This is a genomic window from Flavobacterium sp. NG2 (assembly GCF_034119845.1).
Lineage (GTDB): Bacteria > Bacteroidota > Bacteroidia > Flavobacteriales > Flavobacteriaceae > Flavobacterium.
Genome location: NZ_CP139420.1, coordinates 3,682,002 through 3,708,540 on the forward strand (window position 1 = coordinate 3,682,002; position 26,539 = coordinate 3,708,540).

Consider the following 26,539-nt stretch of genomic DNA (forward strand, 5'->3'; position numbering starts at 1 on the left):
CTCATAAGAACTCGTTTTTTTTTAAACAATGCTAATCAGACTCATTCTTTATTTTTTTCCTCCTTTTTTGCCTTGATTGCCTTGATTGCCTTGATTGCCTTGATTGCCTTTAATAACATATCCTTTTGACTTTCCATTATTAGCTTTATAATGACCAATTGTTTTTTGAGGACTACCTTTATACCCTTTGTAATATTTTACTTTATGTTTATTAAAATAAGCATAGGGTCTAGCACCACGATAGTCAGTCAAAACAACTTTGTAACCATTATATAGATTGTAATTTCTACAATGTGCAGGTAAATGTCTAGATCTCACCCAAACACCTCCATTTAAATAAATAAACTGTGAGGCTGGAACATCATAATATACTTGAATATCTGGCAAATAATAATAATTTACAGACGCATATCCCACAGGTCCCCATGGTGGTGGATTTCCAATATTAACATTTACAGAAACTTGGGATTGAATCGTATTTGATGCAAACAGCATCAATATACCAACGATAAATAATTTAACAGTTTTCATTTTCTTCTTTTTTAGATTATTTTATGTACTCACTTTATGTAATATTTTGCTACATACTATAACCGTACCAATATGTATGAATAGTTGATTTTATAAAATCAATATCAACAATAAGATAATGATAATAATAGCTCCCACAGATAAATACACTCCGTTATTTGTTGTTCTTAACTCCGTATTTATCGAACGAACCTCTTTACGTAATTCTCTTTTTTCTGAACGACTTAAAGTAGACTTATCGATTGCTTTTATTTCTTCTAAACGTGTCAACATTACTTTAACCTCAGCAGGAACTTCTTTACCTTCTGCTGTTATAGCTGATGGATTTTTTTCAGAAGCAAATATTGTTGACGGAACGAAACTTAATGACAACACCATCATCATTAAATAAAGAGATACCTTTTTCATAATTATTTTATTTTAGTTACTTAATTTCATTATGTAAAGTTGCTACAATCTCAGTTTAAAAGCGTTACATTTTCATCCTTATAAATTGTAAAATTCACACCATGTATAACATATTCTAGCAAAAACAAAAAAAAGCCACAATCTGAAAAATTGTGACTTTTTAAAAAACTAATTAACCAAAACTATCTCAACTATTATTACTCTTTCTGCCCCTGAAGGTAAGTCTTCCATTTATTCAAACCTTCTTTTCCAATTATCTCTTGAAGTTTACTATTTGCATCTGCATAAATAGGCTTTTTAGCCATTTTCAAACCATCCTCGTCATTCTCATATTTTTTTAAAGCTTCATTTAATTTTATTGTTTTTTCTAATTGAATATCATATACTTTTTTTGAATCTCCTTCTTTTAATCCTAGAAGTTCTGTCATTTTATCCGTAGCCCATTTCGCCGATTTTTCAGGATTTTTAGATTGAGCTAATGCTGAAAATGAAACCATCATAGCAAATACGAATAATAAAAGTGTTTTTTTCATAGTGTTCTTTTTTCTTTTATAATTATTAAAAACTCATTATTTAATTCTTTCTTGTTGTTTCTTCTATAATAAAATCTGCAAATCGAACAGACTCGTCTCTTAAATCCGAGCTGTTTTTCAAACTTCTATAAATACCCCATTTGGGTCTTATAAATTCATTATCCGCTCTAATGGTCATCAACTTATCTGTACTATATGACAATAATTCTTCCCCATCACTTATCCTTGAAATTTTCATAGAATAACTTCCATTACTCCCTACTTCAATTATTTCTTTGACTTCAACCCAGGTATCTATGAAATCACTTAACGGTGTGCTTTGAAGGATTGTGACATTATCATGAACTAAATTTAACTTATCAACTTTACCCTTTTTTGCTGAAAGAGTAAAAATAGGCATACCGTCTGATCCTCCAACTGCTTTAATTTGATGTAAATGTGTGAAGGAGGTAGAAGGCTGGAAACCTTTAGGGATTTTAAACTTCCAACTATATGTAACGATTTCTCCTAGTTTGCCTTTTAAATTTTCAGGTGATGGCCCATAGGTTTTAATTTCTACTCTTTGCCTATCAAAATTTTCACATCTATCATTATCAACTGCAGTATGAACAATAAACTCAAACACATGTTTCCTCAAATCTTTGTCATACACTGGATCAATCCTAAAACCTGTGGAGCGACAAAAATTAAGCATAAATATTAGTTAGCCTAAAAAGGAAAAACTCAATGTTTCTAACTCCTCTAAACTGCGACCTAAAAGCTTTTATTTTGGCATTGAAGGATTCTGCCGAAGCATTAGTACTTCTGTTGTCAAAATAGTTTAATATGTTTTGATAATGATTGGTTATGGTTCGAGATATTGTGTTGAAAGACTTAAATCCTGATTGATTTACTTTTTCATGCCATTTGGCCAGTCTAGTAAAAGCAATTATTTTATCAGTTGTGTTTTCAAAGATATTGCGTAAGTCTTGTGTTAGATTGTATGCTTTATGAATATCGGGATATAAATTGAATAATAAGTCCGCACGTTCTTTTTGGTTCTGAGACCATTTTGATTTGTTTTTGTATAAAAAATAACGACTCCTAGCTAGTAGTTGTTTGAGGGTATCGCCGTTGGTTAATATTTTTGGTTCATACTTCGTTTTGCTGCTTTTAGCTTGTTCCATTGCTTCGTTTTCTTGGTCTATAGCTTTCCATCGGTGTTTAATTCTGATCTCTTGCAAAGCTTCAGTGGCAAGTTTTTGAACATGAAAGCGGTCGGTCACTTGTATTGCTTTAGGAAAACATTTTTTAGCAATTAATCCCATATTACCAGCCATGTCCAATGTTATTTCATTAACTAGGTTTCGTTGTTTAAGAGGGATTTTTTCAATAATTGCAATTACTGTTTCTGCTTTTGTTCCAGCAACCATCGCTACTATAGTGCCTTTTCTACCGTTAGCAGCTTTGTTTGTTAAAACGGTGTAAAGCTCGCCATTAGAAAGAGAGGTTTCATCAATAGATAACCGTTTTCCAATGTTTTCAGGAAAAATAAGCCATTGTTTCGCATGTGCTTTTTGATTCCAGATTTTAAAATCACTTAAGAAATCCTTGTATTGATATAGTAGGTTTTTGCCTTTGACACCATAGAAAGAGGCGATAGCATTACAATCATTAGGCTTTGAATCTATTGATTTCTTTTAAAAAAGACGCAAACTCCTGTGTTACCCGAGTTCCGTCTGCTACTAAATTCCAATCTCTAAATACAACTTGTCCAGTATCTTCGTTAAGCCATCTTCTACGAGTAATGTGTAGGTACACTTGATGTCCACGTATTGGAAAATCTTGAACAGTTATCTCATCAAAAAAACCTTTTGAACTTAATTTGTTTTGACGGTATTCTTTTGGAATCGAATTAATCTCTTTTAAGTATAAATGAAGAATTTCTTCACCTTTTTCATAAGAAGTAAGTTCAAAATAATCAACGATAATTTCTGGCAACAATAACTTGAGAAGTTCAACTAAGGAATCTTTCATTTGCATTTAATTTAAAACACAAATATCGAAATTTAATATTTCCCCACAACTTTTTGACTTGATCCTTAATATCCTTGATCCGTTTTGAACTTATTCCAAAAAGTTTAAAACAAAAAAAAAGCTCCTTAAAAAGGAGCTTTAATATATTCACTAAATAAAATTATTACAATTTTGCAACAAATTTAGTTAACTTAGATTTTAAGTTTGAGGCTTTGTTATCATGAATGATGTTTTTCTTAGCCAATTTATCAATCATAGAAATAACGCTTGACAATTTAGAACTAGCATCAGATTTATCAGTAGCTATTCTTAACGCTTTAATAGCATTACGAGTAGTTTTGTGTTGGTATCTGTTTAACACTCTTTTCTTTTCGTTACTTCTAATTCTTTTTAATGCTGACTTATGATTTGCCATTTTATTGTGATTTTATCTTTTTTACTATTTTTATTGTAGTCCGTAAGGGAATCGAACCCCTGTTACCAAGACGAAATCTTGGCGTCCTAACCCCTAGACGAACGGACCATTTTCTTCTAAGTTAGTTAATAATCTAAAAAATTAGATTTTATTTGTAGCCCGTAGCGGAATCGAACCGCTCTTACATGGATGAAAACCATGCGTCCTAACCGATAGACGAACGGGCCATATTATCCTTTTTAGTTAAGGAAAACTTTAAACGCAATTAAAAAATAGTAGCCCGTAGCGGAATCGAACCGCTCTTACATGGATGAAAACCATGCGTCCTAACCGATAGACGAACGGGCCTTGCTTCTCTATTGCGGTTGCAAAGATACACCTATTTTTTAAACGTACAATAGCACAAGTAAAAAAAATTAAAAAAATTAATATGCTTTTGCAAAAAGCGCTCTTCTACTTGACGGTTTTCCAGTAAACACGCAGCTTCCCGCCTCTTCTTTACTATCCAAAGGAATACATCTAATAGTCGCTTTTGTCAAATCTTTTATCTTCTCTTCGGTCTCAGAAGTACCGTCCCAATGAGCCGAAACAAAGCCTCCTTTACCATCCAAAACAGACTTAAATTCTTCAAAATCATTCACTTCAGTAATATGCGTATTTCGATAATCCAATGCTTTATTAAATAGATCCATTTGAATCTGCTCTAAAAGATCATTTATATAATTTTCTATTCCCTCACTAGATTTTACTTCTTTTGTAAGCGTATCACGCCTCGCCACCTCAAAAGTCCCGTTTTCTAAATCTTTTGGCCCAATAGCAATTCGCACAGGAACACCTTTTAATTCCCATTCAGCAAACTTAAAGCCTGGTTTTTGAGTAGTCCTATCATCAAACTTAACAGTAACACCAAGTTTTCTCAACTTAGCCATCACATCAGTCGCAGCCGCAGTAATTGCCGCCAATTGTTCATCTGTCTTATATATAGGAACAATTACAACTTGTATTGGAGCCAAATTTGGAGGCAACACCAATCCTTGATCATCTGAGTGCGTCATTACCAAAGCCCCCATCAAACGTGTTGACACTCCCCAAGAAGTTCCCCAAACATATTCTTGCTTTCCTTCGGCATTAGCAAATTTCACATCAAATGCTTCTGCAAAGTTTTGCCCCAAGAAGTGAGACGTACCTGCTTGTAAAGCTTTTCCATCTTGCATCAAGGCTTCAATACAATAGGTTTCCTCAGCACCTGCAAATCGTTCTGATTCGGTTTTCAAACCTTTCACTACTGGAATAGCCATAAAATTTTGAACAAAATCAGCATATACATTCATCATCTTTTCAGACTCTTCTATAGCCTCCTGACGAGTAGCATGAGCTGTATGTCCTTCTTGCCATAAAAACTCTGCTGTTCTTAAAAACAAACGTGTACGCATTTCCCAACGAACTACATTAGCCCATTGATTAATTAACAATGGTAAATCTCTATACGATTGTACCCATCCTTTATATGTTGACCAAATAATAGCTTCACTAGTAGGACGAACAATTAGCTCTTCTTCTAATTTTGCATTAGGATCAACCATTAACTTTCCTGGTCTATCTGGATCATTTTTTAGCCTATAGTGCGTAACTACAGCACATTCTTTTGCAAATCCTTCTGCGTTTTTTTCCTCAGCCTCAAACATACTTTTAGGAACAAATAGAGGAAAATAAGCATTTTGATGTCCTGTTTCTTTGAACATACGATCTAACTCAGCTTGCATTTTTTCCCAAATCGCATAACCATAAGGCTTGATAACCATACAGCCTCTAACGCCTGAATTTTCTGCTAAATCGGCTTTTACAACCAGCTCGTTATACCATTTTGAATAATCTTCTGATCGTGTGGTAAGGTTCTTACTCATATTGAATAGTTTGGCACAAATTTTGTTTTATTATTTTAACTAAATAGTTTGGCAAAACTAACTATTTTTGTATTGTGCAACAATAAAAAACCATACAGATATGAAAACTTATAATTTTTCACTAAAAAAAACGTCACTATATATGCTATTTAGCATAAGTAGTATCTTGTTATCATCTTGTGGTTCTTATCAAAACAGCTCCTATTACGATAACGACGGTATATATGGCGATTCAAACATACAACGAACTGAAGTAGCCCAAAGACCCAGCCAAAACAATGCATATACAGATTATTTTAGATCATTGCAAAATGACTCATCTAATGAAATCTTTACAGATGTAGACAGCTACAATAATTATGATGAAAACCAAAACCCCGATAATCATTATGCTGATTGGGGAAACAATTATACAAAATCAAACATCAACATTTACTCAAACAACAATTGGGGATGGGGATTAGGTCTTGGATTTGGCTATCCTTATTATGGATGGGGTTTTTCTAATTTCGGATGGGGATATTCAAATTTTGGATGGGGTTACCCTTATTCTTACGGCTATTTCGGATGGAATTCTCCATACTACGGATTTGGTTGGAATTCTCCATATTACGGATGGGGCGGTTATGGATATAACTATCCATATTACAGCTCTTACAACAGAGTACGTTCTAGCAGCTACAATAGCAGAGACAACTACTCTACTGGCTCCAGAAACTATAGCAACAGTACTTATTCCAGAAACTCACAATATGACAGTAGAAGCAGACGTAGTTCTGACTTCAGTAATTCTAATACTGCCCCTGTATTTTCAAGAAGTAGTAGCAATACATCACGCTCGTATGATTCTTCAAACAATACAAGAACCGAAAGAACCACACCTACACGTTCTTACACACCCAACACTTACAGCAGAGAAAGCAGCACACCAAGCCGCTCTTACAGCCCTAGCAATAACGACTCCTACTCTAGACCTAGCTCTAGCTATTCAAATGGAGGAAGTTATGGAGGAGGAAATTCTGGAGGCTCTAGTAGCGGTAGAAGAGGGCGATAAAATAATATTGTTGACATAAATAAAACTTTACCCAAAGAAATTATGAAAAGATACTTAATCATATTAGTAGCAGGACTTACATTCAATGCCTTACAAGCACAAGATGTAAGAGATGCTGTCCGATACTCGCAAGACAACCTTAACGGAACCGCCCGTTTTAAAGCTATGAGTGGTGCTTTTGGTGCATTAGGAGGAGATTTATCCTCGTTGAATGTAAACCCTGCTGGTTCTTCAGTTTTTTCAAACAACCAAATGGGATTTACTTTAAGCAATTTTAGTACTAAAAATGATTCTGATTATTTCAGAAGCAAAGCATCCGAAAAAATTAATGATTTTGATTTAAATCAGGCAGGAGCTGTTTTTGTATTTAAAGACATAAGAAGGACCACTGGTTGGAATAAATTTGCCTTAGGAATCAATTACGAAAACACAAATAATTTCGACAATTCGGTTATTGCATTTGGAACCAATCCTACCAACTCAGTGGGAGATTATTTTTTAAGTTTTGCCAATGCAAATCCGAGTAAAAACCAAGTAGGCATTCCCCTGGGAGTAATTTTAGACAATAACTATCACCAATTAAATTACATTGACCAACAAGCCTGGTTGGGATACAAAGGATTTCTTATTAACGCTGTTGATGAAAACGACGACAACAACTCTGTTTACACCTCAAATGTACCAGCAGGAGGCAATTATTACCACAAAAACACCATAACCTCAACAGGCTATAACGGTAAACTATCCTTTAATGCATCTGCAGCCTACGAAGACAGAATATATCTTGGACTAAATTTAAATACTCACTTTACAGACTTTAGACAAAACACTCTTTTTCTCGAAACCAATAACAATGGAGCAAACAGCAATGATATCGATCTAATTGACACCTCATTTGAAAATGAAATCTACACCTATGGTTCAGGTTTTTCTTTTCAACTAGGAACAATTATCAAAGCTACAAAAGAATTACGACTAGGTATAGCTTATGAATCTCCTACTTGGTACAATTTAAACGATGAAGTTAGACAAAATTTGATTTCCACAATCAATGACAAATCAACTCCTAATACAGAAATCATTAACCCAGATTCGAACTACTTCATAGTATATGACACCTACCAATTAAAAACACCTGGAAAATTCACAGGAAGTTTGGCCTACGTATTTGGCAAAAAAGGATTACTAAGTTTAGATTACAGCATCAAAGACTATAGTACCGCCGAATTCTCAAGAGAACGAGACAGCAGAGACCCATATGTGAATGCTGAGATTACTACTACACTACAAAACAGTTCTGAATTAAGAATTGGTGGTGAATACAAAATCCAAGCATTGAGTTTAAGGGCAGGATACCGCTACGAACAAAGTCCATACAAAAACAATAGAATTATAGGTGATTTGAATGGTTATTCGGCTGGTATTGGATATAATTTTGGTTCTACTAAATTAGATTTATCTTATGCTAACTCAAAAAGAAATTCTCAACAAGGATTTTTTACTCAAGGATTTACTGATGGCGCTAGGATAAACACTACAACCAATTCGGTTTCACTATCTTTATTATTCGAATTATAACAAAATAATTATTCCATTAGAATCCGTTTCATGAATTTGGGACGGATTTTTTTAGCCCAGATGGAAGCGGCATCCTTGTGGCGGCGGGCATTTATGCCGCCACAAGATAGAGCGAACAGCTGGAAATAGCTCCAAAAAACATTCTAAAACCTACTTAAAATAATGGGGATTGGATAAAAAAACGTAATTTTGCACTCCAATTTACAAATCTATGAGAACCAAGTCTTTAAAAAAGAATAAAATCAACGTAATCACTCTAGGGTGTTCGAAAAATATATATGATAGTGAAGTCCTGATGGGACAGCTTCGAGCGAATGGCAAAGAAGTGGAACATGAAGCGCCTGCCGAAACGGAAGGAAATATCATTGTAATCAACACTTGCGGGTTTATTGACAACGCTAAAGCGGAATCAGTAAACATGATTTTAGAATATGCCGATAAGAAAGAAAAAGGATTGGTTGACAAGGTCTTCGTAACAGGATGTTTATCTGAACGTTACCGTCCTGATTTAGAAAAAGAGATTCCTAATGTGGATCAGTTTTTTGGGACTACCGAATTGCCTCAATTATTAAAAGCTTTAGGAGCTGATTATAAGCATGAATTATTAGGAGAACGTTTAACTACAACACCTAAAAATTACGCCTATTTAAAAATTGCCGAAGGTTGTGATAGACCTTGTAGTTTTTGTGCTATTCCAATTATGAGAGGAAAACACGTTTCGCAACCTATTGAAAAACTGGTTAAAGAAGCTGAAGGTTTGGCTCGTGATGGTGTAAAAGAATTGATTTTGATTGCACAAGACTTAACTTATTACGGACTTGATATTTATAAAAAACGAAATCTAGCAGAACTTTTAGAAGCTTTGGCAGCTGTTGAAGGAATTGAATGGATTCGTTTGCATTATGCTTTCCCTACTGGTTTCCCGATGGATGTTTTGGAACTAATGAAACGTGAGCCTAAGATTTGTAATTACATTGATATTCCATTACAACATATTTCAGATTCTATTTTGAAATCAATGCGTCGTGGAACAACTCAAGCCAAAACAACTCAGTTACTAAAAGATTTTAGAGCTGCTGTTCCAGGAATGGCGATTCGTACCACTTTAATCGTGGGTTATCCTGGAGAAACCCAGGAAGATTTTGAAACCTTGAAAGATTTTGTTCAAGAAATGAAATTTGACCGTATGGGTTGTTTCGCTTATTCTCATGAAGAAAACACTCACGCATATTTGCTAGAAGACGATGTACCAGACGATGTAAAACAAGCTCGTGCTAATGAAATCATGGAATTACAGTCGCAAATTTCTTGGGATTTGAACCAAGAAAAAGTAGGTCAAGTTTTCAAATGCATTATTGACCGTAAAGAAGGACAACACTTTGTAGGTCGTACAGAATTTGATAGCCCAGATGTTGACAACGAAGTTTTGATTGACGCTTCATTACATTACTTAAAAACAGGTGATTTTGCCATGATTAAGATTACCGAAGCGACTGAATTTGATTTATACGGAGAACCTGCATAATTATAAAAACATTATTTTTCAATTCACATAAAAAAACGTTTATGAAAAATCTTAAATCTATAGTAACCACTCTCATTTTATTACTAACATTTACAACTGTTTCTGCTCAATACGGATATGGTAACGGCTACGGAAATGGCTATGGAAGCAGCTATGGAAGACAACGATTAGACTCTGACTTGAGAAATAGTGAACCAGAGAAACCAAAAGAAATTCCTGTTGAAGTGACTGTTGGAGAAATCATGAAGAAATTGAAACCTGAACTCAAACTAGATGCTTTACAAGAAATTGCAATTGGTAATGTCATGAAAGAAAGCATTAGAGAGCAAGGAATGATTATCAAAGATGAAAAGGTAGGTCAAGAACAAAAGTTAAAAGAAATCAATGCCTTGTCTGAAACTACCACAAGAAAAATAAATGAGTATCTAAATCCTGACCAAAGGGATTTGTACAAAAAAATGATGGAAGAAGCACAAAACCCAAAGGGTTCAAAAAAATCTAAACGAAATAAATAACCCCAATCTTCAGCTTTCTAAGAATTAAAAAAAATGAAACATTATTTATTTTCGTTATTTACGCTGTTACTTATTATCTCTTGTGCTAGTAAACCACATAAACATGTAGTAACTGAAAAAATCTATACCAAAAAATTAAAAACACTAAAAGAACAAATTTCTGTTCAGGAACCAGAACCTTTACCTGCTGTTACCAAAACAATCATAACAATTGACACTTCCTATTCTAAGGTTTTATACCGTTTTAGTGACTCAATCACTAAAATAGGAAGCAAACCATTATATAACGGTAAAAAAACGGAATGGATAGGTACTGTAAATTTCAATTTAAGAAAACCTAATTTCATCATATTACACCATACAGCGCAAGATTCTATTGAACAAACGATAAAGACCTTTACACTTACAAGAACTCAGGTTAGTGCTCATTACGTTATAGGTGACGACGGTAGAGTGGTTCAAATGCTAAATGATTATTTGCGTTCTTGGCATGCAGGAGCTGGTTCATGGGGAAAAGTAAAAGACATGAATTCCTGTTCAATTGGAATCGAATTAGACAATAACGGAAGAGAACCTTTTTCTGAAGCTCAGATTACTAGCTTAATGGCATTATTAAGTAGACTTAAAAAAGAATACGACATTCCTACAGAAAACATCATTGGACATGCTGATATCGCTCCAACTCGAAAAAAAGACCCTAGCGCTTTATTTCCTTGGAAAACATTAGCCGAAAATGGCTTTGGATTATGGCCAGATGACACACTGGAACCTGCTCCAACTAATTTTGACCCTGCGCTAGCTTTACGTGTCATAGGGTATGATATTAAAAACTTAAAGGCTACAATTACTGCTTTTAAACTTCATTATAACCAAACTGAAGTTGACAGTGTCTTAAACGAAAAGACCATCAATACTATTTATAATATTTACAAAAAAAGCTTGTAACTAATTCTTTAAAAACTACTCTGAAGAAGACAATCCTTTTTATTTTTTACTACAGCTATATATTTACTCAATTATTGTTAACTTTCAAACAAAAGTACCATTCAATTAACAACTAATTTGATTGAGAAAATGGAATTCAATATTCGAAATATAGCCGTGATAATTCTTGTCTGTTTTTCAAGTATAAATTATTCTCAAGAATGGCGAAATATTAAATCGTACCAAAAAGAAACAGGACTAACCTCACTTCAAGAAGGTTGTTGGTTAAAAAAAGACCGTAAAAAACAAAATAACCTTTGGCAACAAGCTAATCTTTTTAACCTAAGTATTGAAAACGGGAATCAAAAGTACAGAACCATCAGGCAAATCAGAGATTTCTACTATTGGTTTGACTCCGAAAGACTAAAACAAGGACACGAAATCCATTGGGCAGGAATTGCTGCAATAGCTTCTAGTCAACTTTCAAAATTGGAAATTGGGCTAGTTCGATGTTTAATCGTTAGGAATCCAGAAGTTATAAAGTTTGCACATGAGGGCTCAACAACAGTTTTTGAATTCTCTTTCCCTTTATTACGCAAAGTATATTTTTCTCAAGAAATTCTCATTGGTGAAAAAGCTAAAAACTGGGACATTGAATACGGGCAAAATGAACAATGCCTCGTACTGGACAGCTTATACAAGCAATTATCACCAAAGGCCTTAACAAAACTAGACAGAATGGCCAAAGGTAAAGGGATCTACTTTCTAGCTGTTCCCAAAAAATTAAAATACGATGGTAATATTGGTAATTGCCATGATCGATTTAATCATGGAATAAACAAAATACTTGATTACTATTTAGAAACACATAAAAACACCCCTCCAAACAGGTTTTAAAACTAAAACCAAATTAAAAAAAGAAGAGGTAATTTGTTGCCAAATTACCTCATTCATTTTACAAAAAACTTCAATTAAACTAAATCAATACGATCAAGATTCATCACTTTATTCCAAGTTGCTACAAAATCATTAATAAACTGCCCTTTAGAACCTTCACATGCATACACTTCAGCAAGGGCTCTTAGTTCCGAATTAGAACCAAAAATAAGATCTACTCTCGTTCCTGTCCATTTTAATTCACCTGATTTACGATCACGTCCCTCAAAAACATCTTTAGAATCTGGACTTGCTTTCCAAGTGGTATTCATATCAAGTAAATTCACAAAGAAATCATTGGTTAATGTTTCTGGATTTCTAGTAAAAACACCATGTTTAGACTCATCAAAATTTGTATTTAACACACGCATTCCCCCAATTAACACAGTCAATTCAGGCGCAGTCAAAGTCATTAATTGTGCTTTATCGACCAATAACTCTTCAGCAGAAATAGTATATTTTGACTTCATATAATTTCTAAAACCATCAGCAATTGGTTCTAAAATAGCAAATGAAGCTACATCTGTTTGTTCTTGGGTTGCATCAGCTCTTCCTGCAGAAAAAGGAACAGTCACCTTATGACCCGCATTTTTGGCAGCTTTCTCTATACCTACACATCCACCAAGCACTATCATATCAGCTAATGAAACTTGTTTACCACTTTTTTGGTCATTGTTAAAGGTAGATTTAATTCCATCTAATACTTCTAAAACTTTAGACAACTTTGAGGGATTATTGACTTCCCAACCTTTTTGTGGCATCAAACGAATTCTGGCACCATTAGCTCCTCCACGTTTATCCGAACCACGAAAAGTAGATGCAGAAGCCCATGCTGTTGTTACTAATTCGGACACTGACAAACCTGATTCTGATATTTTTACTTTAAGTGCAACTATATCATTAGCATCAATAGTTTTATAATTAACTTTTGGCACAGGGTCTTGCCAGATAAGTTCTTCTTTTGGAACCTCAGGTCCTAGATAACGTTCTATTGGTCCCATGTCACGATGAGTAAGCTTAAACCATGCACGTGCAAAAGCATCCGCAAAAGCATCTGGATTTTCGTAAAAACGTCTTGAAATAGGCTCATAAAGAGGATCTTCCCTCAATGCTAAGTCAGTTGTAAGCATAAAAGGAGCATGTTTTATGGACGGATTATGAGCATCAGGTACTGTACCTGCCCCTGCTTCACCTTTTGGTTTCCATTGGTGTGCGCCAGCTGGACTTTTGGTTAATTCCCATTCATAACCAAAAAGGTTTTCAAAATAATTATTACTCCATTTAGCAGGCGTGGTTGTCCAAGCTCCTTCTAGACCACTACTAATAGTATGTTCGCCACTACCAGTACCAAAACTATTTTTCCATCCTAATCCTTGCTCTTCAATTCCTGCAGCCGCAGGCTCCCTTCCTACATATTGCTCTGGATTAGCGGCTCCATGGGTTTTTCCGAAAGTATGACCTCCAGCAATTAAAGCTACAGTCTCTTCGTCATCCATGGCCATTCGCCCAAAAGTTTCTCGGATATCACGAGCCGCAGCTAATGGGTCCGGATTCCCGTTAGGCCCTTCAGGATTAACATAAATAAGTCCCATCTGTACGGCAGCAAGGGGATTCTCCAACTCACGATCTCCTGTATATCGCTTATCATCTAACCATTTTGACTCTGCTCCCCAATAGACATCTTCTTCTGGTTCCCAAATATCCTCACGACCTCCTCCAAAACCAAAAGTTTTCAATCCCATAGATTCAAGAGCGCAATTACCTGTAAGAATCATCAAATCAGCCCAAGAAATTTTCTTTCCATATTTCTTTTTTATTGGCCAAAGCAATAATCGGGCTTTATCTAGATTCACATTATCAGGCCAACTATTCAGTGGTGCAAAACGCTGACTACCTGAACCTGCTCCTCCGCGACCATCGGCTATACGATATGTACCCGCACTATGCCAAGCCATTCTTATAAAAAATGGTCCATAATGCCCATAATCTGCTGGCCACCAATCTTGTGAATCTGTCATTAAATCAAATATATCTTTTTTTAAAGCCTGATAATCGAGGCTTTTAAATTCCTCCGCATAATTAAAAGATTTACCCATTGGATTAGATAACGAAGAATGCTGGCGAAGAATGTTTAATTTTAATTGATTAGGCCACCAGTCATTGTTTGTTGTACCTGAACCAGCCGTTTTTTTTAATTCACCTCCAGAGAAAGGACATTTACTTCCATTATTTGTACTAGCCGAATTGCCTTGATTATTATTTTCCATTTTAGCAGTTATTTAAATTAAAAAATGATGATAGCTAATTTACAAAATTTTTATTATCAAAATAACCACAACGATAGATAAAAACTATTCTTAATCATATCGTTTTCTATAATTTTATTAAAATATTTTTTAAAGCAATATATATACTACAAAAAAATAGAGACTAATTCCTCTAAAAGCAATTAGTCTCTACTTAAACTCAAACAAGAAAAAGTTAATTCGTTTTTAAATCTTTTTCTTCTTCAAACAATAATTTAATATTCTCGTAAGAATTCTTTAACACCTCAGGAATCTCTTCTGGACCAAACCAGGCCACTTTTTCGATTCCTTCTTCTAATTGACCTTGAGGAATGCCTTCAAAATCAGATTGCATTTCGAACCAATGTGTAATCTTAAGCTTATAAACGCCATTACGTTTAAAAACATGATAGGTCTTTTGAAGCTTATTAGTCACTCGCAATTGATTAACTCCTGTTTCCTCTTCTACCTCACGCATAGCGGTTTGCTCAATATCTTCCCCTTTTTCGGTACCTCCTTTAGGCAAATCCCATTTACCATTTCTAAAAATAAAAAGAACTTCTCCATTTTTATTATAAACCAAGCCTCCACCCGCTTTATTTACAGGGATTTTTGTCTTTAAAGTCTTTAAAATTTCTCGTTCATCAGGGTGATAGAGATAGGCTTTTTGAATTTTATTTTGAAAAATTTTCACAATAAGTTGCTTGATATCAATGCTTTCTAGAAGAAATAATTGAAAATCGGTTTCTTTTGATATTTTATTTGTCAAAAAAAGTGGTTTGTCGTTCACAAAAACTTTATACATTTGTACTATGATTTTTAATAAAGATACAGCCGAAAAAACAGCCGAATTGCTTTTACAAATAAATGCAATTAAATTGAATCCAGGAAATCCTTTTACATGGGCTTCAGGATGGAAATCGCCTATTTATTGCGATAATAGATTAATTTTGTCATTTCCAGCCATAAGAAATTATGTCAGAGATGAATTTTCTAAAAACATAGAAAAACAATTTGGTAAGCCAGATGTCATTGCTGGAGTTGCTACTGGAGCGATAGGAATAGGTATTCTTGTTGCCGAAAGTATGGGACTTCCCTTTGTATATGTTCGCCCAGAGCCAAAAAAACACGGTCGCCAGAACCAAGTAGAAGGTTTTTTACAAAAAGGACAAAACGTTGTTGTTGTAGAAGATTTGATAAGTACTGGAAACAGTAGTTTGATGGCAGTTGAAGCTTTACGCGCAGCTGGAGCAAATATTAAAGGAATGGCAGCTATCTTTACCTATGGATTTGATGTGGCAGAGCAAAACTTTAAAAATGCCAACATCGACTTATTTACGTTGAGCAACTACCAAAACTTGTTAAATCTTGCCGTTGCCAAAAGTTATGTTACTGAAAAAGAGGAATCAACTTTAAGAGAATGGAGTGTTACACCATCAACTTGGAATGTAGCAACCATCGAAAATAAATAACAATGAATTTAGAAAGCCCGAAAGTAACTGTCGAAAAATCAGCTCAAGAATTATTTGATTCGTTGTCTGATGTAAAAAACTTCGAAAAGCTAATGCCTGAAAACATTGCAAAATTTGAAGTTATCGGTGATGATTCTTTCATTTTTGGATTAAAAGGAATGCCTGAAATTCATTTAAAAATGAAAGAAAAAATAGCGCCAAACAAAATTACACTAGGCGCAGCTACTGACAAACTTCCTTTTACATTGATTGCCAATATTGAAAGTGTCTCAGATTCATCTAGTACTGTGAAATTAGATTTTGAAGGACAATTTAATGCTATGATGGTAATGATGGTCAAAGGACCAATTAGTAAATTCATTGAAACTTTAGCTAGTAATATGGGCAAACTATAAAAGAAGCTGTATAACTATTCCCTATAAAAAACCCCCTTTTAATCTCATGTATTAAAAGGGATTTTTCATTTAATATAACATTTGAACTTCTTTAATGCCATATTCTATTATGGTATCATCTTCCAACAAAACCTGAAGTTTTCCTTGTAAAGAAATTCCTTGAATTATACCCATGAAATTTTTATTGGTCCCATTATCTCTAAAAGCCATCGGAATATTTTTTTTAAAAAGTAAATCCGTATAAGTACTCCAAATAGCATCCAAATCCTGATTCTTCAAATAAATATTATCTCTTATCTTTTCAATAATAGCTAGTAGAATTTTTTCTTTATCAAATTCAGATTTACAAATCACCGCCAAAGATGAAGCCTTAGGTAAATTTTCGAAATTAATCTGGTTAACATTTAATCCTAAACCTACAATTGAATTAACACGTCCATCACTTTTTATATTATTTTCAATTAAAACACCCCCAATTTTATATTGATATGACATAATGTCGTTTGGCCATTTGATACTTAAATTAGGGATTTTAAAAGCTTCCAAAACCTGAATTACGGAAATAGCCACAGTAACATTTAAATTAAAAACCCCATCAACACCTAACGATAAATCCTTCACAAATAGACTCATTATTAGATTCTTACCCGCTTCAGAAACCCAAACAGCACCCATTTGTCCTTTTCCTTTCGTTTGAATTTCAGTAGAAACTACAGTGAAATTCTCTAGTTCTTGCTTAGACGACAACGCTTTCAGAAAGTCATTTGTTGAATCTATGGCATTGAGTTTGATTAGTTTCATTCGTTATAATTTGACAAACAGAATTTAATATTGTGTTAAGGTTCAAAATTAACGACAAAAAATGATAACTTTGCAAACTTATACATACAAAATAATTCATGGCAAAAAAAACAATAAATAATGATGATCTTTTAGCTAACATCATTAAAGGAATCGAAGAAGTAAAAGGTAATGATATTGATATTCTTGATTTAAGAGAAATAGACACTTCAGTTTGTGATTATTTTATTATTTGCAATGGAAATTCAAATACACAGGTTAACGCCATAGTTAATTCAATCCAAAAAACAGTTTCAAAAGAATTAAAAGACAAGCCTTGGCATGTTGAAGGTACAGATAATGCTGAATGGGTATTGATGGATTATGTTAACATTGTAGTGCACGTTTTCCAAAAACATATTAGAGAATATTACAATATTGAAAGTCTATGGGGGGATGCCAAAATCACTACTATAGAAAACAAATACTAAAGAATAATAAATAGAATGGCGAAAAATAACACCCCAAATCCAAATAAATTCAAAATAAGTCCTTGGTTAGTTTACACTGCTATTTTACTTATTTTTTTATTTATTAGCTTCGTAACAGGTGGTTCTAACATGCAAGAACCAGCACAACTGACATCTTCTAAATTCAATGTCTTTTTAGAAAAAGGACAAATTGAAAAAGTGATAGTCTACAACAAGTCTGAAGCAGAAGTGTTTTTAAAAGCTGATGCTTTAAAGCAACCAGAGCATAAAAAAGTAGCAAAAGATATTTTTGACAGACCAAACACCAAAGGTCCTCAATATACTTTTGAAATTGGAAATGATCAACTTTTTCAAACTAAACTAGAAAAAGCAGTTGAAGAAGGAAAACTAAAAGATTTTAACTTTTTAGCCAAAAGCAATTGGTCTGACATTTTAATTAGTCTACTTCCTATCATCATCATCATTGGCGTATGGTTGTTTATCATGCGTAAAATGTCTGGTGGCGGTGCCGGAGGTGGTGGGCAAATCTTTAACATTGGAAAATCAAAAGCAAAACTTTTCGACGAGAAAAACGATGTTAAAACTACTTTTAAAGATGTTGCTGGCTTAGAAGGTGCCAAAGAGGAAATCCAAGAAATTGTAGAATTCCTTAAAAACCCAGACAAATACACCAATCTAGGTGGTAAAATCCCAAAAGGAGCCCTACTGGTAGGACCTCCTGGTACTGGTAAAACCTTACTAGCAAAAGCGGTTGCAGGAGAAGCTCAAGTTCCATTTTTCTCATTATCAGGTTCTGATTTTGTTGAAATGTTTGTAGGAGTAGGTGCCTCACGTGTACGTGACCTTTTTAAACAAGCAAAAGAAAAATCACCATCTATCATCTTTATTGATGAGATAGATGCTGTAGGTAGAGCTAGAGGAAAAAACAATATGTCAGGCGGTAATGACGAGCGCGAAAACACGCTAAATCAATTATTGACTGAAATGGATGGTTTTGGCAGCAATACTAATGTAATTGTATTAGCAGCTACTAACAGAGCCGACGTACTTGATAAAGCTTTGATGCGTGCTGGACGTTTTGACAGACAAATTTTTGTGGACTTACCAGATATTCGCGAACGCGCTGAAATCTTCAAAGTACACTTAGCACCACTAAAGAAAGTAGAAGGTCTTGATTTGGACTTCCTAGCCAAACAAACACCAGGTTTTTCTGGAGCCGACATCGCAAACGTATGTAATGAAGCAGCATTAATTGCAGCACGTTACAACAAAACTGCTGTAGACAAACAAGACTTTTTAGATGCCGTAGATAGAATCGTAGGTGGTTTAGAAAAGAAAAACAAAATTGTAACTCCTGAGGAGAAAAAGGCAATAGCAATTCACGAAGCTGGACACGCAACGGTAAGTTGGATGCTAGAACATGCAGCACCGCTTATCAAGGTAACAATTGTACCTAGAGGACAAAGTTTAGGAGCAGCTTGGTACTTACCAGAAGAACGTCAAATTGTACGTCCTGACCAAATGCTTGATGAAATGTGTGCTACCATGGGAGGTAGAGCAGCTGAAAAAGTTATTTTTGACCGAATTTCAACTGGCGCATTGAGTGACTTAGAAAAAGTAACCAAACAAGCACGTGCAATGGTTACAATCTATGGTTTGAACGACAAAATTGGGAACGTTACCTATTATGATTCAACAGGTCAAAGTGAATACAGTTTCTCTAAGCCATATTCTGATGAAACAGCTAAAATTATTGACAATGAAATCTCAGAGCTAATTGAAAGTCAATACCAAAGAGCTATTAAAATTTTAAATGAAAATAAAGACAAATTAAATCAATTAGCAGAAATCTTAATTGAGAAGGAAGTTATTTTTAAAGATGATTTGGAAAACATCTTTGGAAAAAGAACTTTTGATAAAAATCTTGGTGAAGTAGTATCCTAATCACCATAAAATGCATTTCGATTATCAAAAATAATTGAATAAATACCTAACAGTAGTAGTCTCTGGCTTACTACTGTTTTTTTTTTTTATAATCAACTTAACCATTTTTCTTAATTCAATTAATTAAAAATATTATATAACCATTGATAACTATACGATTTCCGAATAGTATCTTTTAGCTAGAAATACAATCGCTTATTCCTTTTATTTCTTTATATAATCCTAAATTGCAATAATGTAATTTTAATAAAAATTTAAAATCTTAATTCAAAAAAACGCTTTTGAATTAAGATTTTTTTATCTTTGAGCGTTATTTCATCTAACAAATAAAGTCCCTTTTCATAATATGAGCATTTTCAGCAAACTTTTTGGTTCTAGTAGTGCCGCTTCAGAGGAAGACAATGATAAAGACAACAACAACTCTTTACCTGAAAACATGTCTATCGATGAACAATTTATCTTTAATTTTAAAAGAAATGGAGGTAAATTCCTGTATTGTGAAAACCTTGAAGAAGTCAAGGAACAATTTGAAAATATCCTTGAAGAAAACGATTGGTATGAAAGCGAAGTTATTTGCTACGAACCAACTTTATTTGACTTATTAGACGAAAACAAACTTACTTACACCAAAGTAACCCAACCTAAATTTCTATTCGCTGGTTGTGAAAATTTAATTGCTGATGAAGGTTCTGTTTTATTTTCATCAAAGCAAATCAAGCAACATAAACCAAATGAACTACCCGTTAATATCATTGTTTTTGCGAAGACAAGTCAAATTCTTGCTTTCAAAACAGATGGTTTAAGTGCTATAAAAAGAAAGTACGAAAGAGATTACCCTACTAATATCACGGCAATAAAATATTTCGAAAAAGCAAAAGAAGAAGATTTTACTCAATACGGAAGTTCCGCAAAGAACCTTTATTTGTTGCTTTTAGAAGATCTTTAAAATGAATGAAACCCTTAAGAGATCTTTATCAGGAGCAGTCTATGTAATTTTATTAATAGCTTGTATCTTATATTCAACCGAAAGTTTTTTCATTCTTTTTGGTGCATTCTTACTAGTGGCAACAGTTGAATTTTGTTCCTTAGTCAGCATAAACAAAATAGTTCCTTTTATAATAGCTGCTTTAGGCTATATCTTTTTTTACTTAATCACTTTTGCTACAGAGGGCTTTTTACTATTATTGAAGTTTAACAAGAATTTTGATCTTGCAGTGCTTGCTGCTACTTTGGTTGTTTCAATCAAATGCATTCATTTTCTTTTTGATAATAAAACCATAAAAATAGATTCGTTCTCTAAGTATGTCTATTTACTAGGATACATCATTCTACCGTTTATTATTATCACTAAAATTCCTTTTGGAAAAGCAGGATACAACCCTAAAATATTAATTAGCATATTCATTTTGATTTGGACTAATGATTCCTTCGCTTATATCGTGGGTAAATCCATAGGCAAAACAAAGTTATTTGAAAGAATATCCCCTAAAAAAACGGTAGAAGGTTTTCTTGGCGGAGTTGTTTTCTCTGTAATTGCTAGCTATATCATTGCAAAATATTATATTCAAATAGCCGAATCCAATCTATACATTTGGATTGTTATCGCTTTAATCGTAGGTGTTTTTGGTACTATTGGCGATTTAATAGAATCTAAATTCAAAAGAATTGCTGCTGTAAAAGACAGTGGAAAAATAATGCCAGGACATGGTGGCGTACTAGATCGACTAGATAGTGTTATATTTGTAGCACCAATTGTATTTTTGTTTTATCAAATTTTAAATTATGTTTCATAAAGAAGGAACCAAGACCATTTTATTAGGTATTATTTTTACCGCTGTAGTTCTATTAGTATCTGATCAATTTGTAGATATTGAATGGGTGAAAAAGCTTATCCAAATCAGTGCTTTTTTGATTTTGATTATCATATTACAATTTTTTAGAAATCCAAAAAGGATAGCTGTTCTTAATGAAAATCATATTTTAGCTCCTGTTGACGGAAAAGTAGTTGTTATCGAAGAAGTATTTGAAGGAGAATATTTCAAAGACAAGCGTTTACAAGTTTCTATCTTTATGTCTCCTGTAAATGTACACGTTACGCGTTACGCTATGAGTGGGTTAATCAAATTTAGCAAATACCATCCAGGTAAATTTTTAGTAGCTTGGCATCCTAAAGCGAGTGAAGAAAATGAGAGAACAACTGTCGTTATCGAAAATAAAACTTTTGGTGCTATCTTATACCGTCAAATTGCTGGAGCATTGGCACGCCGAATTGTAAACTACGCACAAGAAGGGATGCAAGTGGTTCAAGGAACAGATGCTGGTTTTATTAAATTTGGCTCAAGAGTAGATTTATTTTTACCTTTAGGCACTCCAATCAATGTGGTATTAAACCAAAAAGCTATTGGCGGAAAAACAATTATCGCCACTAAAGAATAATGAGTAAAAAAGATCTAGAAACTCAATTTCAAGAAGCTTTAAAAAAAGCTTCCGAAATGACTCAAGCGTCTTTACCACAAGATGTACAATTACGTCTTTACGCCTATTATAAACAAGCGACTTTTGGCACTTTAGAAACCAAACAAATCAATGCTACTTTTCATCTAAGGGATGCATTTAAAACAAATGCTTGGATGCAAATTAGCCATATTTCTGCTGTCGAAGCCAAAGAAAGATATATCGAAATCATCAACTCACTTTTAGAAAATACGAATTCCAATGAAAACGAATAATTTTTTTATAGTAAGTACACTTTCAGTTCTTTTATTAATTTCATGTAACAAAAAAAAATATACTGAGGTAGTCGAAGTACCTTTACCTACTGCACAGGAAAAAATCACTATCGGAATGCCCGAAGATGTTAGAGCCGACCCTGGCTCTTTCTTAATGGACAAACTAGCATACCCTTATGACGCCTTGGCTCCAACGGTTTCTCCACTAACATTAGAAACGCATTACTCAAAACATTATTTGACCTATACCAACAATTTTAACAAAGCAGTTGTTGGAACTGGCTTAGAAAATTTATCGATTGAAGAAGTCATTTCGCAATTAGATGTTAACAACACCGAATTACGAAACAATGCTGGTGGTTTTTACAATCACAATATCTATTGGAAATCCATGTCACCGGATGGCGGAGGAGCACCTCAAGATACTATTGCATCAGTAATTAATAGAGATTTCGGATCATACGAAAACTTCAAAAGAGCTTTTACTGTTGAAGCGACCAAACAATTTGGTTCGGCTTGGGTATGGCTTGTTGTAGACAAAGCCGGAAAACTTCAAGTTACTAGCACTCAAAACCAAGATAACCCATTAATGCGAAATGCTGTTATTAAAGGAACACCAATTATTGGATTAGACCTGTGGGAACATGCGTATTATTTAGGTTACCAATACCGCCGAAGAAGCTATATCGAATCTTTCTTCAATGTCCTCAATTGGAAAAAAATAAATGAAGGATACGAAAATGCAACCCGTCGTAAATACTACTAAACACCAATTCGTTACATTTTTATAGAATTATTTTTAACCATTAAAAAATTAAGAAAATTAAGTTAAGCTTAATAAACCTTAATTTCTTAATGGTTTCTTTATTTTTATAGTTGTAAAATAAATGATTCCGATGGAGAAATCGTCATCGGAACTACTCCTTCTCTATTACTAACTGTAAGCGTCAATTTCGTTTTCTTATACAATTGATCTACTAGTTTGTATGTACCATCGGCTAGATCCCATTTTTCAATCACAAGATTTGGCACTTTTAAATCAAACGAACTGCTGTTGTCTGATGAAAAATTAGTAACGATAATCAGTTTTTGATTATCTGACCAACGCACATAACTGTAAATCCCAGTATCATATCCTTCCACATGGTAGCGATTTGCATATTGAATTTCTTGAAATTCTCCCATCAAAGCAGTACTTTCTAGCGTAAAATTCAACAATCGCTTATAAAAATCCCGTAACGAAGCTTCACTTTCAGATAACTGACCACCGTCAAATTTGCCGTTATTCATCCATCTTTGATGTGCAGGCACGCCCACATAATCAAAAATCGAAGTTCTAGAACGTGTGCCAAAACCGCCATCTTCATTAGCAGCTTCCCCCACTTCTTGACCAAAATAAATCATCACAGGTGCCGTACTAATCGTTGCCGAAACGACCATCAAAGGTTTTCCTCTTTCTGGAGTACCCGCAAACTCAGGACTTGCCAAACGTTGTTCGTCATGATTGTCCAAAAACTTCAACATATGATGTTCAATACCGCCTAAACTCTGCTGAATATGTGACAATTCATCCGGCCAGGAACGCCCTTGAATCACATCTTTCAACTTGTCATACGTACCTACTTTATCATACAAATAATCCATTTTTCCCATCTTGATGTAATTGTAGTATTGGTCAGGATTATAAACCTCTGCCATCAAGAAAGCCTCTGGATTTTTCATCTTAATCGATGAGTTCAAATAACTCCAAAACTCAAACGGAACCATCTCCGCCATATCGTATCTAAAGCCATCTACCCCTTTTTTGGTCCAGTACAGTGCAATATCACGGAACTTTTTCCACGAATCAGGGATTTCTTTGTCTTTCCAAAAATCAAAATGCACTTTGTAGGATTCTGTATCGTAACCCCAAGGCAAAAACGGAAAATCATAACCGCCATCAGGACGTACCCCGTAATTTATTTTTACCGTTTCGTACCAGTCATTGCGATCTGGTTTCGCCATTCGGGAGCCATTTCCTGTCCATTTGGCTGGAATTTCTATAAAAGGTTCATGTTGTGAAGCGTCATATTCACCACCCAAAGGTGGCACAATATCAGGAACTTCAAATTGTGAATTCGGAATGTAATAAAAATTATTGTCCTTACGATATTCCACAGAGGTGTCGTCATTTGCCCCAAAGTCCTTTACGCCCCTCGGATTCGTTTTTCCTTCATATTTACGGGCAATATGGTTGGGAACAATATCAATAATCACCTTCATGCCTGCTGCGTGTGTTCTGACAATCAAATCCTCAAATTCCTGTAAACGGTTCTCAGGTTTAACAGCTAAATCTGGATTCACATTATAGTAATCCTTAACCGCATAGGGAGAACCCGCGCGTCCCTTAACCACCGTAGGATGATCGTTAGAAATCCCTATAGCCGTATAATCATTTACCAGCGCATGGTGCGGCACACCTGTGAACCAAATATGTGTAACCCCTAGTTTTTTTATCTCTTTGAGTGCCTTAGGTGTAAAGTCTTTGAACTTCCCCACCCCATTTTCTTCAATGGTTCCCCAAGGCTTATTTGTTGTATTTGTATTCCCAAAAAGTCGTGTAAAAACATGATACACCACCTTTTTAGTCTCTGCTGTAGGCTCTTTTCCTTTTTTCATTTTACGATTCTTTGTTAAATGGTATTTCCATTTTTTAAATATAGTTTATTTTGAAAACTATCCCAATTTAGAACGAATGAATTAGCCGCTAATTCACAATTTTTTATTTTCAACCGTTTAACATCCAAATTAGCACTAATTTATTTCTCTTGTATTTCAAAAAAAACTGCGACCCGAGCAGTAGCAAACAGGCAAAGCAATCAGCAGTGATTTTTTTAAGGAGCTTAATCCCATCATCCGTTTCAAGCTTCACGATTTCAAACCCTTTTTCTACGCGCTGGCAGGAGCTTCCTCTGGTCGCTCTGCCACCGCAAGAAAAAAGTGGTTTTCAATCGCAAAGGCTTTCCACTACTACTGGGGCTAGGGGATTTACAAAAATAATGACCAATTGTGGTTTACCGTAAGGAATACATATTTCGAGAAATTATTTTTGCCGAAATTTTGCTAGTTATTTAGAAGAAAACTAGCGAACTAATTACATTAATAATGGAACTACAAATTTCAAAATCGAGACACAAAAAATTAAAAAAGAAAAAACTATTAAAATGGACATCAATTGCTCTTAATGTTTTAATGATAAATTGGATTGCATCAAAAATTGGTTCTGCATCAAAATATGTTACCGAAGCAGGAAATGAAGTCATCCATCATAACGGACCAGACATACTATCCATAATTCTTGTATGGATTGGAATAGCGGTCGTACTGTGGTTTATGAAAATAAGGATTAAAAGGTAGTTAGTATTAAAAGTGAAATATTGTGTAAATACGGTTTACCGTAAGGAAAACTGATTAAGAGGAATTATTTTTGACAAGAATAAAAAGGAACAAACGGGTAAGCTGAAAACCGAATAGAGTAAGCAAAATTAAATCAATTCCAAATGAAAAAAATAATTCTATCAATCAGCTTTTTAACTATTTCAGCTTTAGCTTCTGCTCAATCTTCTACTTATGTAAATGGCTATACAAAAAGCGATGGCACATATGTTCAAGGGCACTACAAAACTACTACTGACAACACAAACACAAATAATTACTCAACACAAGGAAATACCAATAGCTACACTGGTGAAACTGGAACTAGGGCTAAAGATTACTCAACACAAGCATATAATTATGGCTCAGGACAAACGATCCAAACGGGATCAAAGGGTGGGCAATATTACATCAATAGCAACGGTAATAAAACGTACGTTCCAAAAAGATAAAAATAACTTATCAAAATCTAACAAGAAATATTTCACATCTGGCACTCCTAAAATTGAGTGCCTTTATTTAATTTAAAGCAAAAATTGTAGCGTTTGCAACGCGGATGAAATTACCTTATATTTATTATATTAATTTCCCAACAACAGTAAAACAAATCTTTGTGGAGTTACTTACGGAGATTGCTTCGCCTGTTCGCTTTCGCTCGAGTCTTCCTACGTCAGGATGACAAGATTGCGG

General features: G+C 34.2%; 29 protein-coding genes and 3 tRNA genes. 17 read left to right on the plus strand and 15 right to left on the minus strand.

Features of this window, described 5'->3' with window-relative positions; genetic code table 11:
• Positions 1-48 precede the first annotated feature (48 nt).
• From SLW70_RS14735 to proS, 11 genes are all read right to left on the minus strand, one after another.
• The gene (locus tag SLW70_RS14735) at positions 49-531 is read right to left on the minus strand and encodes a hypothetical protein (protein WP_320889387.1); all 483 of its coding nucleotides are present in this window, start codon (positions 529-531) and stop codon (positions 49-51) included.
• A gap of 90 nt (positions 532-621) precedes the next feature.
• The gene (locus SLW70_RS14740) at positions 622-939 is read right to left on the minus strand and encodes a hypothetical protein (RefSeq protein WP_320889388.1); all 318 of its coding nucleotides are present in this window, start codon (positions 937-939) and stop codon (positions 622-624) included.
• Positions 940-1,136: 197 nt separating this feature from the next.
• Positions 1,137-1,472, minus strand: a complete 336-nt coding sequence (locus tag SLW70_RS14745) for a hypothetical protein (protein ID WP_320889390.1) — start codon at positions 1,470-1,472, stop codon at positions 1,137-1,139.
• A 40-nt stretch (positions 1,473-1,512) separates the two neighbouring features.
• Positions 1,513-2,109, minus strand: a complete 597-nt coding sequence (locus SLW70_RS14750; protein WP_320889391.1) for a heparin lyase I family protein — start codon at positions 2,107-2,109, stop codon at positions 1,513-1,515.
• Positions 2,110-2,158: 49 nt separating this feature from the next.
• Positions 2,159-3,112 (minus strand): transposase, encoded by a 954-nt coding sequence (locus SLW70_RS14755; protein ID WP_320891742.1) that lies wholly within the window; start codon positions 3,110-3,112, stop codon positions 2,159-2,161.
• A 13-nt stretch (positions 3,113-3,125) separates the two neighbouring features.
• Positions 3,126-3,488 (minus strand): transposase, encoded by a 363-nt coding sequence (locus SLW70_RS14760; RefSeq protein ID WP_320888229.1) that lies wholly within the window; start codon positions 3,486-3,488, stop codon positions 3,126-3,128.
• Between the two features lie 163 nt (positions 3,489-3,651).
• On the minus strand, positions 3,652-3,903 hold the full coding sequence (rpsT, locus tag SLW70_RS14765) for a 30S ribosomal protein S20 (RefSeq protein ID WP_320889392.1): 252 nt from the start codon (positions 3,901-3,903) through the stop codon (positions 3,652-3,654).
• Between the two features lie 36 nt (positions 3,904-3,939).
• Positions 3,940-4,011 (minus strand) — tRNA-Glu (locus SLW70_RS14770).
• A 47-nt stretch (positions 4,012-4,058) separates the two neighbouring features.
• Positions 4,059-4,130 (minus strand) — tRNA-Glu (locus SLW70_RS14775).
• Between the two features lie 49 nt (positions 4,131-4,179).
• Positions 4,180-4,251: transfer RNA gene (locus SLW70_RS14780), tRNA-Glu, on the minus strand.
• A 77-nt stretch (positions 4,252-4,328) separates the two neighbouring features.
• Positions 4,329-5,807, minus strand: coding sequence for a proline--tRNA ligase (gene proS / locus SLW70_RS14785; RefSeq protein ID WP_320889394.1), 1,479 nt, complete (start codon positions 5,805-5,807; stop codon positions 4,329-4,331).
• Positions 5,808-5,949: 142 nt separating this feature from the next.
• Here proS and SLW70_RS14790 point away from each other — a divergent pair, with 142 nt between their 5' ends.
• The 6 genes from SLW70_RS14790 to SLW70_RS14815 all read left to right on the plus strand — a co-directional run bounded on the left by SLW70_RS14790 (position 5,950) and on the right by SLW70_RS14815 (position 12,300).
• On the plus strand, positions 5,950-6,861 hold the full coding sequence (locus tag SLW70_RS14790; protein ID WP_320889395.1) for a hypothetical protein: 912 nt from the start codon (positions 5,950-5,952) through the stop codon (positions 6,859-6,861).
• A 42-nt stretch (positions 6,862-6,903) separates the two neighbouring features.
• Positions 6,904-8,439, plus strand: coding sequence for an OmpP1/FadL family transporter (locus SLW70_RS14795; protein WP_320889396.1), 1,536 nt, complete (start codon positions 6,904-6,906; stop codon positions 8,437-8,439).
• Between the two features lie 211 nt (positions 8,440-8,650).
• A complete protein-coding gene (gene rimO, locus SLW70_RS14800) occupies positions 8,651-9,964 on the plus strand; it encodes a 30S ribosomal protein S12 methylthiotransferase RimO (RefSeq protein WP_320889398.1) in 1,314 nt (437 codons plus the stop codon).
• A 41-nt stretch (positions 9,965-10,005) separates the two neighbouring features.
• On the plus strand, positions 10,006-10,479 hold the full coding sequence (locus SLW70_RS14805) for a hypothetical protein (protein ID WP_320889399.1): 474 nt from the start codon (positions 10,006-10,008) through the stop codon (positions 10,477-10,479).
• A gap of 33 nt (positions 10,480-10,512) precedes the next feature.
• Positions 10,513-11,424, plus strand: coding sequence for an N-acetylmuramoyl-L-alanine amidase (locus SLW70_RS14810; protein ID WP_320889401.1), 912 nt, complete (start codon positions 10,513-10,515; stop codon positions 11,422-11,424).
• A 129-nt stretch (positions 11,425-11,553) separates the two neighbouring features.
• On the plus strand, positions 11,554-12,300 hold the full coding sequence (locus SLW70_RS14815; protein ID WP_320889402.1) for a hypothetical protein: 747 nt from the start codon (positions 11,554-11,556) through the stop codon (positions 12,298-12,300).
• A gap of 74 nt (positions 12,301-12,374) precedes the next feature.
• Here the strand turns inward: SLW70_RS14815 and katG are convergent, their stop codons facing one another.
• Both katG and SLW70_RS14825 read right to left on the minus strand, forming a co-directional pair.
• Positions 12,375-14,606: a catalase/peroxidase HPI gene (katG, locus tag SLW70_RS14820; RefSeq protein WP_320889403.1), complete on the minus strand. Its 2,232-nt coding sequence runs from the start codon at positions 14,604-14,606 to the stop codon at positions 12,375-12,377.
• A gap of 214 nt (positions 14,607-14,820) precedes the next feature.
• The gene (locus SLW70_RS14825; protein ID WP_320889405.1) at positions 14,821-15,429 is read right to left on the minus strand and encodes an NUDIX hydrolase; all 609 of its coding nucleotides are present in this window, start codon (positions 15,427-15,429) and stop codon (positions 14,821-14,823) included.
• Positions 15,430-15,436: 7 nt separating this feature from the next.
• On the opposite strand from SLW70_RS14825, the gene pyrE reads away from it, so the two are divergent.
• Together pyrE and SLW70_RS14835 are read left to right on the plus strand one after the other, a co-directional pair.
• Positions 15,437-16,096 carry an orotate phosphoribosyltransferase gene (gene pyrE, locus SLW70_RS14830; RefSeq protein ID WP_320889406.1) on the plus strand — a complete coding sequence of 220 codons (660 nt, stop codon included), beginning with the start codon at positions 15,437-15,439 and terminating at the stop codon, positions 16,094-16,096.
• Between the two features lie 2 nt (positions 16,097-16,098).
• Complete coding sequence (locus SLW70_RS14835; protein WP_320889407.1) at positions 16,099-16,491, plus strand: SRPBCC family protein; 393 nt, start codon at positions 16,099-16,101, stop codon at positions 16,489-16,491.
• 69 nt (positions 16,492-16,560) lie between these two features.
• Here SLW70_RS14835 and SLW70_RS14840 read toward each other — a convergent pair whose 3' ends face one another.
• Entirely contained in the window at positions 16,561-17,292 is a 732-nt protein-coding gene (locus SLW70_RS14840) for a biotin--[acetyl-CoA-carboxylase] ligase (protein WP_320889408.1), read from the minus strand.
• A gap of 98 nt (positions 17,293-17,390) precedes the next feature.
• Here SLW70_RS14840 and rsfS point away from each other — a divergent pair, with 98 nt between their 5' ends.
• From rsfS to SLW70_RS14875, 7 genes are all read left to right on the plus strand, one after another.
• Positions 17,391-17,762 carry a ribosome silencing factor gene (rsfS, locus tag SLW70_RS14845; protein ID WP_320889410.1) on the plus strand — a complete coding sequence of 124 codons (372 nt, stop codon included), beginning with the start codon at positions 17,391-17,393 and terminating at the stop codon, positions 17,760-17,762.
• Positions 17,763-17,777: 15 nt separating this feature from the next.
• Positions 17,778-19,706 (plus strand): ATP-dependent zinc metalloprotease FtsH, encoded by a 1,929-nt coding sequence (ftsH, locus tag SLW70_RS14850; protein WP_320889411.1) that lies wholly within the window; start codon positions 17,778-17,780, stop codon positions 19,704-19,706.
• Positions 19,707-20,052: 346 nt separating this feature from the next.
• Positions 20,053-20,652, plus strand: a complete 600-nt coding sequence (locus tag SLW70_RS14855; RefSeq protein ID WP_320889413.1) for a lactate utilization protein B/C — start codon at positions 20,053-20,055, stop codon at positions 20,650-20,652.
• 1 nt (position 20,653) lies between these two features.
• A complete protein-coding gene (locus tag SLW70_RS14860; RefSeq protein ID WP_320889414.1) occupies positions 20,654-21,499 on the plus strand; it encodes a phosphatidate cytidylyltransferase in 846 nt (281 codons plus the stop codon).
• Positions 21,489-22,142, plus strand: coding sequence for a phosphatidylserine decarboxylase family protein (locus tag SLW70_RS14865; RefSeq protein ID WP_320889415.1), 654 nt, complete (start codon positions 21,489-21,491; stop codon positions 22,140-22,142). The genes SLW70_RS14860 and SLW70_RS14865 overlap by 11 nt, the downstream gene beginning before the upstream one ends.
• Positions 22,142-22,435, plus strand: a complete 294-nt coding sequence (locus tag SLW70_RS14870; protein WP_320889416.1) for an acyl-CoA-binding protein — start codon at positions 22,142-22,144, stop codon at positions 22,433-22,435. The genes SLW70_RS14865 and SLW70_RS14870 overlap by 1 nt, the downstream gene beginning before the upstream one ends.
• On the plus strand, positions 22,422-23,201 hold the full coding sequence (locus tag SLW70_RS14875; RefSeq protein ID WP_320889417.1) for a superoxide dismutase: 780 nt from the start codon (positions 22,422-22,424) through the stop codon (positions 23,199-23,201). Before SLW70_RS14870 ends, SLW70_RS14875 begins: the two co-directional genes overlap by 14 nt.
• Positions 23,202-23,305: 104 nt before the next feature.
• Here SLW70_RS14875 and SLW70_RS14880 read toward each other — a convergent pair whose 3' ends face one another.
• Entirely contained in the window at positions 23,306-25,093 is a 1,788-nt protein-coding gene (locus SLW70_RS14880; protein WP_320889418.1) for an alpha-amylase family protein, read from the minus strand.
• 486 nt (positions 25,094-25,579) lie between these two features.
• Between SLW70_RS14880 and SLW70_RS14885 the strand changes: the two genes are divergently transcribed.
• Both SLW70_RS14885 and SLW70_RS14890 read left to right on the plus strand, forming a co-directional pair.
• On the plus strand, positions 25,580-25,831 hold the full coding sequence (locus SLW70_RS14885; RefSeq protein ID WP_320889419.1) for a hypothetical protein: 252 nt from the start codon (positions 25,580-25,582) through the stop codon (positions 25,829-25,831).
• A 143-nt stretch (positions 25,832-25,974) separates the two neighbouring features.
• Positions 25,975-26,301, plus strand: a complete 327-nt coding sequence (locus SLW70_RS14890) for a hypothetical protein (protein ID WP_320889420.1) — start codon at positions 25,975-25,977, stop codon at positions 26,299-26,301.
• Positions 26,302-26,539 lie beyond the last annotated feature (238 nt).